Annotated in this window: 8 protein-coding genes and 1 pseudogene; 4 read left to right on the top strand and 5 right to left on the bottom strand. The window is 73.7% G+C overall.

Annotated features, from left to right (window positions below; translation table 11 throughout):
• Together ACFY2B_RS45180 and ACFY2B_RS45175 are read left to right on the top strand one after the other, a co-directional pair.
• Nucleotides 1–83 (top strand): annotated as a pseudogene (locus tag ACFY2B_RS45180) (hypothetical protein); the annotation flags it as partial.
• Nucleotides 84–414: 331 nt separating this feature from the next.
• Nucleotides 415–2,637, top strand: coding sequence for a glycoside hydrolase N-terminal domain-containing protein (locus tag ACFY2B_RS45175; protein WP_390768887.1), 2,223 nt, complete (start codon nt 415–417; stop codon nt 2,635–2,637).
• A gap of 177 nt (nt 2,638–2,814) precedes the next feature.
• Here the strand turns inward: ACFY2B_RS45175 and ACFY2B_RS45170 are convergent, their stop codons facing one another.
• From ACFY2B_RS45170 to ACFY2B_RS45155, 4 genes are all read right to left on the bottom strand, one after another.
• On the bottom strand, nt 2,815–5,082 hold the full coding sequence (locus ACFY2B_RS45170; protein ID WP_390768886.1) for a M4 family metallopeptidase: 2,268 nt from the start codon (nt 5,080–5,082) through the stop codon (nt 2,815–2,817).
• Nucleotides 5,083–5,729: 647 nt separating this feature from the next.
• Nucleotides 5,730–6,815: an NAD(+)/NADH kinase gene (locus ACFY2B_RS45165; RefSeq protein ID WP_390768885.1), complete on the bottom strand. Its 1,086-nt coding sequence runs from the start codon at nt 6,813–6,815 to the stop codon at nt 5,730–5,732.
• Nucleotides 6,816–6,972: 157 nt separating this feature from the next.
• Nucleotides 6,973–8,178 carry a cysteine desulfurase-like protein gene (locus ACFY2B_RS45160; protein WP_390768884.1) on the bottom strand — a complete coding sequence of 402 codons (1,206 nt, stop codon included), beginning with the start codon at nt 8,176–8,178 and terminating at the stop codon, nt 6,973–6,975.
• A gap of 354 nt (nt 8,179–8,532) precedes the next feature.
• On the bottom strand, nt 8,533–8,979 hold the full coding sequence (locus ACFY2B_RS45155) for a MerR family transcriptional regulator (protein ID WP_390768883.1): 447 nt from the start codon (nt 8,977–8,979) through the stop codon (nt 8,533–8,535).
• Nucleotides 8,980–9,114: 135 nt separating this feature from the next.
• Here ACFY2B_RS45155 and ACFY2B_RS45150 point away from each other — a divergent pair, with 135 nt between their 5' ends.
• Both ACFY2B_RS45150 and ACFY2B_RS45145 read left to right on the top strand, forming a co-directional pair.
• Nucleotides 9,115–10,188 carry an alkene reductase gene (locus ACFY2B_RS45150; protein WP_390768882.1) on the top strand — a complete coding sequence of 358 codons (1,074 nt, stop codon included), beginning with the start codon at nt 9,115–9,117 and terminating at the stop codon, nt 10,186–10,188.
• Nucleotides 10,189–10,331: 143 nt separating this feature from the next.
• Entirely contained in the window at nt 10,332–12,617 is a 2,286-nt protein-coding gene (locus ACFY2B_RS45145; RefSeq protein ID WP_390768881.1) for an FUSC family protein, read from the top strand.
• Nucleotides 12,618–12,733: 116 nt separating this feature from the next.
• Here the strand turns inward: ACFY2B_RS45145 and ACFY2B_RS45140 are convergent.
• On the bottom strand, nt 12,734–12,830 hold a 97-nt coding region (locus tag ACFY2B_RS45140), incomplete at its 5' end, for an acyl-CoA dehydrogenase family protein (protein WP_376524717.1).

Here is a 12,830-nt window from a genome sequence, read left to right as displayed (position 1 = left end):
CCCGTGGCGGGGCGACCCACGCCCGGTTCACCTCGCCGCGTGCGCAGCTCCTCAACCAGTCGCCCGAGCTGCGGGACTGCTGAGCCGGCCGCGGGGGGGGGGGGGGGGGGGGGCCCGCGCCCCCCCCCCCCCCCCCCCCCCCCCCGCCGCGGCACCAGTCATCGGTCCGCCATTCGCTCCGCGATCTGGAAGCTGTTCGGCTTGTCATGGACCTTGCCGAGAGGTGATCGGACCTCTAATTTCCCAGGCATGTCTGAAGAGTCGCGTTTCATCTCCCGTAGAACCACCCTGAAGGCCAGCGCCCTCGCGGCTGGCAGCGCAGCGTTGGGCGGGGCGGCTTCCGGTCTCGCCCAGGCCGCCCCCCAAGAGTCATCGGATGTATCGGCAGCGACCGTCCGGCCGGTCCAGCCCTCCGTGCTGTGGTACACGGCACCGGCCGCGGACTGGGAACGCGAGGCGCTGCCCATCGGCAACGGCGCGCTGGGCGCCATGGTCTTCGGCACCGTCGCCTCCGAACACCTCCAGTTCAACGAGAAGACCCTCTGGACGGGCGGCCCGGGCTCCGCACAGGGCTACGACCACGGCGACTGGCGCACCCCGCGCCCCGGCGCCATCGAGGCCGTCCAGGACGACCTCGACCGCCAGGGGCGGCTCACGCCGGAGGCCGTCGCCGGCTGGCTCGGCCAGTCGCGCGTCGGCTTCGGCGCCCACCAGACCTTCGGCGACCTCCATCTGGACCTCCCCGGCACCCCGGCGGCGAACGACTACCGTCGCGAACTCGATCTCGACAACGCCGTCGCGACGGTCGCCTACACCGACGGACAGGTGCGCCGGAGACGGGAGTTCTTCGCCTCGTACCCGGACGGCGTGATCGTGGGGCGGCTGGCCGCGGACCAGCCGGGCCTGGTGGGCTTCACCCTGCGCTACTCCTCGCCCCGCAAGGACTTCACGGCCACCTCCTCCGGCGGACGGCTGACCGTGCGCGGCACCCTCGCCGACAACGGGCTGCGCTTCGAGGCCCAGGTCCAGGTCCGCAGCTCGGGCGGAACCGTGTCGTCCGGCGCCGACGGCACGGTCACCGTCACCGGAGCCGACAGCGCCTGGTTCGTGCTCGCGGCCGGCACCGACTACGCCGACACCCACCCCGGCTACCGCGGCGCCGACCCGCACGCCGCCGTCACCCGCGCCGTCGACCAGGCGAGCGGGTACCCGTACGACGCGCTGAAGGCCCGGCACGTCGCCGACCACAGCGCTCTGTTCGGCCGCGTCGCCCTCGACATCGGCCAGTCGTCCCCGCCGGACGTCCCCACCGACCGGCTGCTCACCTCCTACACCGGCGGCGCGAGCCCCGCGGACCGCGCCCTGGAATCCCTTTTCTTCCAATACGGCCGCTATCTACTGATCGCCTCCTCGCGGGCCGGCTCACTGCCGGCCAACCTCCAGGGCGTCTGGAACCAGAGCACCACACCGCCCTGGTCGGCGGACTACCACGTCAACATCAATCTGCAGATGAACTACTGGCTCGCCGAGGCCGCCAACCTCCCCGAGACGACCGCCCCGTACGACCGCTTCGTCGAGTCCATGCGCGCGCCCGGGCGGCACACGGCACAGGAGATGTTCGGCTCGGCCGGCTGGGTCGTGCACAACGAGACCAACCCGTACGGCTTCACCGGCGTCCACGACTGGGCCACCTCCTTCTGGTTCCCGGAGGCGGCGGCCTGGCTCACCCAGCAGCTCTACGAGCACTACCGGTTCGGCGGCTCGACGGACTACCTGCGCACCACGGCCTACCCGGTGATGAAGGAGGCCACCGAGTTCTGGCTGGACAACCTGCGCGCCGACCCGCGCGACGGCAGGCTCGTGGTCACCCCCAGCTACTCCCCCGAGCACGGCGACTTCACGGTCGGCGCGGCCATGTCGCAGCAGATCGTGCACGACCTGTTCACCAACACCCTGGAGGCCGCCGGCGTCCTCGGCGACTCGGCCGCCTTCCGGCAGCGGGTCGAACAGGCCCTGGCCGCTCTGGACCCCGGCCTGCGCGTCGGGTCCTGGGGCCAGTTGCAGGAGTGGAAGGAGGACCTGGACGACCCGGCCGACGACCACCGGCACGTCTCCCATCTGTTCGCGCTGCACCCCGGCCGGCAGATCGAGCCGGGCACCGCCTGGGCCGAGGCAGCCAAGGTGTCGCTGACCGCACGCGGCGACGGCGGCACCGGCTGGTCGAAAGCCTGGAAGATCAACTTCTGGGCACGGCTGCGCGACGGCAACCACGCCCACCGGATGCTCGGCGAACAGCTGAAGTCGTCGACGCTGCCCAACCTCTGGGACACCCATCCGCCGTTCCAGATCGACGGCAACTTCGGTGCCACGTCCGGGGTGGTGGAGATGCTGGTGCAGAGCCAGCACGGCGTCGTCGAGATCCTCCCCGCGCTGCCCGCCACCTGGCCGGACGGCTCGGTGCGCGGGCTGCGCGCCCGCGGCGGTGCCGTCGTCGACATCGACTGGGTGGACGGCAAGCCCACGCAGGTGGCGATCACCGCCACCCGCACCCGCCGGCTGACCGTGCGCAGTGCCCTGCTGAAGCACGGCGAGACGACGCTGAAGGCGGTCGCGGGGCGCCGCTACGAGTGGCGTTGATCCGTCCTGGCGGCCGGACCCGCGGAACTCCGGGGACGACGAACCTGCCCCCGGACCCCGGTCCCCCGTCGGCGTGAGGGCCGGGATCCCGGTGGCGGCCGGGGCGCCGACGGCCCCGCCACCGCCCGCCGTCGCCCCGGGCACCTGCCCGGGGCGACGGCCTCCGTTCGGGACGGATCAGGGGACGAGCTGCCACTGTTCGAGGTAGCCCACGTCGATCGAGGCGTGGTCCTGGACCCGCAGCTTCCACGTTCCGGCGACGGGCTGCGCGGAGGCGTCGAGGGTGAAGGTCTGGTCCACGTTGTCGGCCGCGCCGCCGCTGCGGTTGAGCAGCGAGTAGACGGTCCCGTTCGGACCGACCAGGTCGACGGTCAGGTCGCCCCGGTAGGTGTGCACGATCTTGACGTAGACCTGGGTGGTGGCGGAGGCGTTGCCGGTCCGGCCGGAGACGGTGATCGGGGACTCCACCGCCGCGCCGGCGTCCGGTATGTCGACTCGGGTGGCGTTGGCGAAGATGTCGGCCACCCGCCAGTTGAAGGAGACGGTGGCGCTCGCGCCGGTGTCGTCGGTGACCGTCAGGGTCACGTCACTGGTGCCGATCGTGGTCGGGGTGCCGGAGATCAGTCCCGTGCCGCTGATGGAGAGGCCGTCCGGGAGTCCGGTCGCCGTGTAGGTCAGTCCCGCGCCGGTGTTGGTGGTGAACGCGTCCGCCTGGAGGGAAACCTCCTGCCCGACGCCGCTGATCTGGTCCCCGACGGGGGCCACGTTGACGCCCGGTGCGATCCGCCGGCCCACGTTGATCGCGGCCCACGCGTCGGCCACGGCGAGGTAGGTGGGGCTGTAGGCGCCGAACAGGTCGCCCGCCGCCTGGAGCGTCGCGGTGCGGGCGCCCGCGTAGTCGGTGGACGACGTCATGTACGCGGTGAGGGCCCGGTACCAGATGCGCTGGGCGTTGTCGATGCCGATGCCGGTCACCGGCAGGCCGTCGTAGGTCGGGCTGTCGTAGGCGACCCCGTTCACGGTCTTCGCGCCGCTGCCCTCGGACAGCAGGTAGAAGAAGTGGTTCGCCGGGCCCGAGGAGTAGTGGACGTCGACGCTGCCGAGCGTGGAACTCCAGTAGTCGCGGGAGACGCCGTCCTTCGAGGGCTTGTCCATGTAGCGCAGCGGGGTGCCGTCGCCGTTGATGTCGATCTTCTCGCCGACCATGTAGTCGGGCACGTCGGCGGTGAGGTCGGCGTGGAACTCCACCGCGGCGGCGAAGATGTCCGAGGTCGCCTCGTTCAGGCCGCCGGACTCGCCGGAGTAGGTGAGGCCGGCGGTCGCGCTGGTGACGCCGTGGCTCATCTCGTGCGCGGCCACGTCGAGGGCCGTCAGCGGGTTGGCGTTGCCGGAGCCGTCGCCGTAGGTCATGCAGAAGCAGCTGTCGGACCAGAACGCGTTGACGTAGTTGTTGCCGTAATGGGCCCTGCTGTAGGCGGCCACCCCGTCGTCGCGTATGCCGTTGCGGCCGAAGACGTCCTTGTAGTAGTCCCAGGTCGCGGCCGCTCCGTAGGCCACGTCCACGCCCGCGGTCTGCCGGTTGCTCTGGGTGCCGTCGCCCCAGACATCGTTGTCGTCCGTGAACAGGGTGCCGGTACCGGAGGTGCCCTGGTTCAGGTCGTAGGTGCGGTGTCCGGCGCGGTCGCCGTCGACGAGTTGGTACGTCGAGCCGGAGAGCGTGGTGCCGAGCGGCACCGTGCCGTTGTACTGCCCGGTCCCGGTCCCGGTCCGGACGCCCTCGAAGCTGTCGAGACGCTTGCCCGAGACGGCGTCGGTGACGACGTGGAGCTCGCTGGGCGTTCCGTCGTGCTGGACGCCGCCGACCACCGTCTCCCAGGCCAGCGCGGGCTTGCCGGCCGCGGCCCAGACCACGAGGCGCGGGGCGCGGTCGACGCCGGGGCGCACCGTGCGGGCCTCGGTCGCGGCGGCGAGTGCCTTCGTCCGCACCGTGGCAGCGGAGACCTTCGGCGTGGTGGTCGGCACGGCGAGGTCCGCCTCGGTCGCCTTCGACACCGTCAGCCGGCCGCCGTCGGCGTGCACGACCAGGTCGCCGCCGAGCACGGGCAGACCGGCGTAGGTGCGCTCGTAGCGGGTGTGGGTGGTGCCGTCGGCGTCCTGCACGACGTCCTTGACGACGAGTTTCTCCCCGGCGCCGAGGCCGAGCGCCTTCGCGGTGGGCGCGGCGGACGCGGTGGCGCTCCTGAGCAGCGCGGCGCGCTTCGCCGCCGAGAGCCGGGCGGGGGCCGCGGCGGCCCGCGGAACGGCTTTGATCTTCGCCGGGCCGCCGCGGTCGGCGGCCACGGCTGCGGTGCCCTGCACACCGGTGGCGAGCAGGGCGCTCACGGCGGTGAGCACCAGGGCGGCGGTGCATCTGGAACGGGTGGGGTGACGGTCCTGCCGGAACAAGGGCGTTCTCCTTCTGTGAGGGCGGTCTCGGTGGAGACCGGGAGAGCGGGTCGGGCCTGGTACGGCCGTCCGGCGGCGCGCGGGTGGACGGGGCACCGCGGGAAACGGCGGCTGTGCGGCCCGCCTGCGGAAGTGCCCCGTGGACAAGGTGTGAAGGTGCGTTCAGCAGCGTGACACTTCACCCACTGAACTGTCATGCCTAGAACAACTTTACGGCTCAAATTGGCCGCTCCCGACTGCCGTTCGACCGCTCGGGCCACTACTTTTCGGCCGGACACGGCCGCACCGGGCCGGACACGACCTGCACGCGCACGGCCGGACACCTCACGGCGGGTCCCGGCCCCTGCCGCGGACGGCCGGACACAGCAGGGCGGCCCGGACACCGAGGAGTTCCAGGTGTCCGGGCCGCGGCCCGGTGCGAAATGCCCTGCAAGGCGCGCCGTATCGGCGGCCCTCACGCGGGTCCGGTCAGCCGGATCCGCCGTCCGCCGCGGGGCGGAGGTCACCGTGCCGTCCGCACAGCCGCGTCGTCGTGGCGACCGGCGGCATGGACCTGTTCACCGCCGCGTCCCCGGTCGCTCGCGCGGCGCCGTGCCCAGAACCGGCGGCGGCAGCGGGCCGATGGGGCGGGCGGACGGTTCGCGCCGTCAGGACGCCGGGCCGATCGTCGGCGGGCCGCCCGCGTCCACGTGCGGAAGCGCGAGATGCGCCAGGTCACGAGGTGGGGGCGAGGTGATCGGCCACAGCGGGGCGGCGGAGCCGTCGGCGAGCGCGGCCGGCGCGTCGGTGAGGTTCATGCGGTCGCGCAGCCGGCCGTAGAAGTCCATCGGGCCCAGCCGGACCGCACGGAGCCGGCGCGGGGACGCGTACACACCGATCCAGTCCCCCGGGTCGAGGACGCCGCGCAGCTGGCCGTCGATGCTCACCGCGGCCCGGCCCGAACGTTCGAGCACGCGCAGCGCAATGGGTTCGTCGGGCGCGGCGACGACCGACCTGTTGAACGCCATGTGCGGGGCGACCGGCGTGAAGATCAGGGCGTCCGCGCGCGGCGAGACGACGGGGCCGCCCGCGGCGAAACTGTAGGCGGTCGAACCCGTGGGGGTGGCCACCAGCAGCGCGTCGGCGGAGTAGGACGCCAGGAGCCGGCCGGCCAGATACACGCCTACCGACACCTGCCGGTCCCGGGCGAGCTTCTCCAGTACGACGTCGTTCAGCGCGGTGACGTCCAGGGCGACGCCCCACTCGTCCCCGCTCTCGCAGTCGACACGCACGCGGGGCGGTGGCAGCAGGGGGCCCCGGCCGTACCGCAGCAGCGCCTCCATGCCGGCGGGTACCTGGAGGCGGCAGGAGGCCCGCAGGGCGAGCAGCATGCGGTTCTCGACGTTGATCCGCCCGTCCAGGACGGCGTCCAGTGCGGAGCACACGGCCGGGGCGGGGACCTCGGTGAGGAAGCCGACCCGGCCCAGATCGACACCGAGGACCAGGGCGTCGTGCTCCGCCGCCAGCCGGGCACCGCGCAGGAAAGTGCCGTCGCCGCCCAGGGTCACGATGAGATCGGGGTCGCCCGCGGCGGCGATCTCCTCGGCGGCGCCGTGCCGCCCGCCGTCGTGCCACACGTCGATGTCCGCACAGCGCACGTCGTGCTCCGCGCCCCACTCGCGGACGGCCTGTGCGGCCTGTGCGGCCTGTGCGCGTCCGCCGTGGACGACCAGGCCGATCCGGCTCACGGTCATAACCGCCTCCAGGGACACGGGGCCGACGGGGCCGCGCCGACACGGCGCAGCAGGCAGAGTCACCATCGAGCCTGCCACGTCATCGCATGCCACGCCGCCGGACGCCGCCCGCGCCACGGCGGCCGTCACGGCGGTCGCCGCGTGTCCCGGCGGTGGCTCAGCGGGCCAGGTACTCGGACAGCCCGGTCAGCAGCCGGTCGACGTCCTCCGTGTCGTTGTAGGGCGCGAGCCCGATGCGCAGACCGCCCGTGTCGCCGAGGCCGAGGCGTCGGGACGCCTCGACGGCGTAGAACGAGCCCGCCGGCGCGTGGACGTCACGCTGTGCGAGGAAGTGGTAGGCGTCCGTCGTGCCACGGCCCTCGAACGTCAGCAGCAGGGTGGGGGTGCGGTCGGCGGCCCGGGAGTGCACCGTGACGCCGTCGAGCTGGGACAGCCCCTTGTCGATCCGGGCGCGCAGTGTCCGTTCGTGGCCCTCCAGGGCCTCGTACGCGGCGGCCAGGCGCTCGCGCCGCGATCCCGCGGCCCGCGGGTCGAGGCCGGCGAGGAAGTCGACCGCCGCGCTGGTGCCCGCGAGGAACTCATAGGGCAGCGTGCCCAGTTCGAACCGTTCCGGGACCACGTCGGTGGAGGGCTCCAGCTTGTCGGGGCGCAGGCTCTCCAGCAGTTCCGGCCGGGCGGCGAGCACCCCGTGGTGGGGGCCGAGGAACTTGTAGGCCGAGCACACGAAGAAGTCCGCGCCGAGCCGCGCCAGGTCGACCAGTGTGTGGGCGCAGTAGTGGACACCGTCGACGTAGGTGAGCGCCCCGGCGTCGTGCGCCAGGCGGGAGATCTCGGCGATCGCGGGACGCGTGCCGATCAGGTTGGAGGCGGCGGTGACGGCGACCAGCCGGGTGCGCCCGGAGAGCACGGCACGGATGTCGTCCACGGTCAGCTCGCCGGTGGCGGGGTCGAAGTCGGCCCAGCGTACGGTGGCGCCGGCCCGCGCGGCGGCCTGGACCCAGGGGCGGATGTTGGCGTCGTGGTCCAGGCGGGTGACGACCACCTCGTCCCCGGGCGCCCAGGTCGCGGCAAGCGTGCGGGAGAAGTCGTAGGTGAGCTGTGTGGCGCTGCGCCCGAAGACGATCCCGGACGGCTGCGCGCCGAGGAGGTCGGCCATGGCCTGGCGGGTCCCGGTGACCAGGGCGTCCGCGTTGCGCTCGCCGGGCGTCTCCCGGCCCCGGTTGGAGAGGGGCTGGGCCAGCGCGTCGCCGATGGCCCGGATGACCGTCCGGGGGGTCTGGGTGCCACCGGGTCCGTCGAAGTGGGCGATCCCCGCGTCCAGGGCGGGGAACTCGGCGCGGAGGGCGCTGATGTCGTACGTCACGAAGGGCTCCTGTGGGTGCGGGCCGGAAGGTGCGGGCCGTCGGCGGAACACGGTCCTGGCGACCGTACGGGTCCGTGCGGGCGGAGGTCTCGGTGCGCGGTCGGGGACGGACGGTGGCGGGCCAGGGGGGTGCACCGGTGGGGCGGACGGCCGGCGCGCGAGTTACGGACGGCGGCCGGAGGTACGGACGGACAGGGTGCGGTGCGCGGGTGCGGACGGCCGCCACAGGTGGGGGCGGGCAGGCCGCGGGTGCGGACGGCCGCCGGTTACGCATGAGCAGGCCGCGATGCGCGGATGCGCACGTCCGCCGGCAGGGACGGACCGGCGGGCCGGTGCGCGTCGCCCGGACGGTGCCTACGCCCGTGCGGCCGCCACTTCGAGCTTCTTCGTCTCCGGCGCCCCGTCCGGGGCGGCGGCCGGGCCGGCCGCCGCCCGCGCCGAGCGCAGCCGGTCGCGATGGGTCCGGGCCACCGCCATCAGCGTGTCCAGCGCCTCACGTGTGCGGATGAGGTCGTCGATGTGCCCGGAGAGCCGGTCGCGTTCCTGGGCCATCCGCTCCAGCGCGGCGTCGGACGTCTCCTCGCTGGGCGAGTCGACGCAGGGCAGCAGTTCGGCGATGGTGCGGCTGGAGAGTCCCGCCGCGTACAGCCGCTGGATGAACGAGACCCGCTCGACCTCGCTCTCCGTGTAATGCCGCTGGCCGCTGGCGCTGCGGGAGCTGGTGAGCAGCCCCTGGTCCTCGTAGTAACGCAGGGACCGGACGCTGACCCCGGCCCGCGACGCCAATTCCCCGATGCGCATGCCGCCTCCCGGCTGTGAACCATCACACAGAACTTGCCTCTGACGTCAATGTCAGGTTCTAGCGTAACCGCCGTGCCCGTGTCAGGGCACCACGCACCACGCACCACAGTCCACGAAGCACCAAGGAGACTCGACGTGACAACCCTCTTCACCGGCTACCGGCTCGGCGGACTGGCGCTGCCCAACCGTGTGGTCATGGCCCCGATGACCCGGGTGCGGGCCACTGCGGGCGGTCTCGCGACGCCCTCGATGGCGCGTTACTACGCTCAGCGGGCCACGGCGGGGCTCATCGTCTCGGAAGGGGCGCAGCCCAGCCTGATCGGGCAGTCGAACCCGGGTACGCCGGGGCTGCACAGCGCCGAGCAGGTCGCGGCCTGGCGCACAGTGACCGACGCCGTGCACGTCAACGGCGGCCGGATCTTCGCGCAGATCATGCACGGCGGACGGGTGTCCCACCCGGACACCACCGGACACCGGCCTGTCGGGCCGTCCGCCGTGCCCGCGGTCGGCGACGTGTTCACACCCACCGGGCCGCAGCCCGCGCCCGAACCGCGCGCGCTGGCCACCGACGAGGTGCCCGAGCACGCGGAGTCGTACGCGCATGCCGCGCGCCGGGCCGTCGACGCGGGCTTCGACGGCGTGGAACTGCACGGCGCCAACGGCTATCTGATCTCGCAGTTCCTCTCGGCCAACGCCAATCTGCGCACCGACCGGTACGGCGGCTCGGTGACCCACCGGATCCGGTTCGCCGTCGAGGCCGCCGCCGCGACCGCCGACGCGGTGGGCGCCGCCCGTACGGGGATCCGCCTCTCCCCCGGCGGCGGGTTCTGGGGCGTCGAGGAGACCGACGTCATCGAGATGTACACCGCGCTCCTGGGCGAGCTGGCCCGCCTCGGACTGGCCTACGTCCACCTCGAAGCCACCGCCGACGACGAGACGCTGCTGCGGCTGCGTCGCGCCTGGCCGGGTGCCCTCATCATGAACCCGGTGCTGCCCATGGGTCCCCGGCAGACCGACCGGGCCGCGGCCGACCGCTGGCTGGGCCTCGGCGCCGACCTCGTCAGCTTCGGACGGGCCTTCATCGCCAACCCCGACCTGGTCGAGCGGCTGCGCACCGGACTCCCGATCGCCCCCGTCGACGAGACCACCTACTACCAGGGAGGCGACGCCGGCTACCTCACCTATCCGGCCTACCGGCACGCGGCCTGACACGTCCGCCCCCAGGACGGCGTGCCCGGCCGGTCCGTGACGCGGCTGTCCGGCGCGGCACACCGGGTGTCCGCCGGGCGTGTGGCCGATACTGGCGACGACGGGGCAGGCGGGCGGGCCGGCCGCAGGAGGTGCGCGAGCCTATGGGAACACTGGGCGGCGCCCGGCCGGCGAGGCTCCTGGCCTGGCTGCGCGCGCACGATCCGGATCTCGCGGCGACCCGTCGGGCCGGGCGCACCGCCCTGGTCATGCCCGCCCTGTTCGCGCTGTGCAACCAGGTGATCGGGTCTTCCCAGATGGCGACCTTCGCCGCCTTCGGGACCTTCTCGATGCTGCTGCTGGTCGATTTCTCCGGTCCGATGGTGCAGCGGCTGCGGGCGCACCTCGGTCTGGCGGCGGCCTGGGCGGTGCTGATCTGCCTGGGCACGGTGGTGGCCGGGGTGACCTGGCTCGCGGTGGCCGTCATGGTGGTGATCGGCTTCCTGATCCTGTTCTCGGGTGTCGTCAGCTCCGTGCTGGCGGGTGCGACGACCGCACTGCTGCTGGCGTTCGTCCTCCCCGTGACCTCGCCGGCGCCGTTGTCCCAGCTTCCCGTCCGACTGGCCGGAGCGGGGCTCGCGGCACTGGCCGCCCTGCTCGCGATCTCCTTGCTGTGGCCCCGGCCGGTCGCGGACCCGCTCAGTGCGCCGGCCGCACGGGTGTGCCGTGCGGCGGCGGCGCAACTGCGGGCCCATGTCGCCCGGTCGGCGGGGGTGCCGGACGCGCCGACGAAGCGGCACTGCGACGGGCTCGGCGCGCAGACCGCCGCGGCGGCCGCGGAGTTGCGCTCCGCCTTCGACGCGACTCCGTACCGGCCCACCGGTCTGTCGGTCGGCTCGCGCGCCGTCGTCCGCCTGGTCGACGAGCTGACCTGGCTCACCGCCATCGTGGGACACAGCGCGCGGCCCGCAGCCGACTGCCGTGACTGCGACGCGGAGGCGCACGCCGTGCTGCGGGCCGCCGCCACGGCCCTCGACCGGGCCGCCGCCCTGCTCAGCGAGCCACGTGCCGCACCGGACTCGTTGCCCGCCGCCGTGACCGATCTCCGCAGGGCCGTGCAGGGCCTGGAGCTCGGCGCCACCACCCGGTTGCCCGTGCACCATCCGCCCGGCACCGAGTCCGAGGTCCGCGCCTTCCTCGGGACCCTGGACGTGTCCTTCCGCGCGCAGGAGCTGGGGTTCGCGACCCTGCAGATCACCGGCAACGTCCAGGTGGCCGCGGCGGCGGACCGGCGGAGCTGGCGGGAGCGGCTGCTCGGCCGTGAGCCCTGGGCACTGACCGAGCCGCTCGCCGCCGCCCGGGAGCGGGCCGCCGCCCATCTCCAGCGGCACTCGGTCTGGCTGCACAACAGCCTGCGCGGCGCCCTGGGGCTCGGCATCGCCGTCGCCCTGGCCGACGTGACCGGCGTCCAGCGTTCGTTCTGGGTACTGCTCGGCACGCTGTCGGTGCTGCGCTCGAACGCGCTCAGCACGGGGCAGAACGCGATCCGCGCCCTGGCCGGCACCATCGCGGGATCGCTCGTCGGCACGGGGCTGCTCCAGCTCATCGGCCACCACGGCACCGCGCTGTGGCTGCTGCTGCCGCTCGCCGTGTTCGTCGCCGGTGTCGCCCCGGCCGCCATCTCCTTCACGGCGGGTCAGGCGGCCTTCACGGTGACGCTCGTCGTGCTGTTCAACATCGGCAGGGACCCGGACTGGCACATCGCGCTGCTGCGGACCCAGGACATCGGCCTCGGCTGTGCGGTGAGCGTGCTGGTGGGGCTGTTCTTCTGGCCGCGCGGCGCCGCGGCCGCCGTGGACCGGGCGCTCGCCACCGCGTACACCGACAGCGCCCGGTACCTGGCCGCAGCGGTGGAGTACGCCGTGGGCAGGTGCGGCGGGCCGGCGGTCACCGCCGATGCTCCGCTGGAGGCGGGTCGCCGGGCGGCCGCGTCGGCCCGGCGGCTCGACGACGCCTTCCGCAGCTATCTCGCCGAGCGCGGCCCCAAGCGTGTCCCGCTGGCCGACATGACCACGCTGGTCACCGGCATCGTCGGACTGCGCCTGGCCGCGGACGCGGTGCTGGGCCTGTGGCGGCGGGCCGGTGCCCCGCCCGCCGAGGCCGACCGGGCCGCCGCCCGGCCCGTGCTGCTCCGTTCGGCCGACCGGGTGACCGGCTGGTACCGGGAGCTGGCCGCGTGCCTGTGCGACGGGTGCCCGGTGCCCGAACCGCTGCCGCCCAGCCGGGGGGTCGCGGCCGGTCTGGTCGAGTCCGTGCGCCGCGAGCTGCTGGACGAGCACGGGCGGGCCTCCGACACGGCGGTCCGCATCATCTGGACCGCCGACCATCTGACGGCGGCCCGGCGCCTCCAGCCCGGGCTGGCCGCCGCCGCGAAGAGATACGCGGACTGAGCACACCCTGAGCGCACCGTGAGCCCACCCGAAGGACCCGGGACCGGACGTCAGGACCGGTCCGCGGGTGCGTGCCGACCGCTCACGGTGCCGTCACGGCGTGGCCCACGGTGCCGTCACGGGAGGTTGCGGGCCATGACGACCCGCTGGACCTGGTTGGTCCCCTCGTAGATCTGCGTGATCTTCGCGTCCCGCATCATCCGCTCCACCGGA

Origin of the sequence: Streptomyces sp. NPDC001270 (assembly GCF_042896695.1) — a bacterium.
Classification (GTDB): domain Bacteria; phylum Actinomycetota; class Actinomycetes; order Streptomycetales; family Streptomycetaceae; genus Streptomyces.
The sequence above is the reverse complement of the archived record's forward strand: the minus strand, read 5'-3'. Positions and strand labels throughout refer to the sequence as shown.

Excerpts from the sequence above, each read along its gene's own strand:
- ACFY2B_RS45155 (WP_390768883.1), bottom strand. The coding sequence starts at position 8,979 with ATGCGCATCGGGGAATTGGCGTCGCGGGCCGGGGTCAGCGTCCGGTCC.
- ACFY2B_RS45145 (WP_390768881.1), top strand. The coding sequence starts at position 10,332 with ATGGGAACACTGGGCGGCGCCCGGCCGGCGAGGCTCCTGGCCTGGCTG.
- ACFY2B_RS45165 (WP_390768885.1), bottom strand. The coding sequence starts at position 6,815 with ATGACCGTGAGCCGGATCGGCCTGGTCGTCCACGGCGGACGCGCACAG.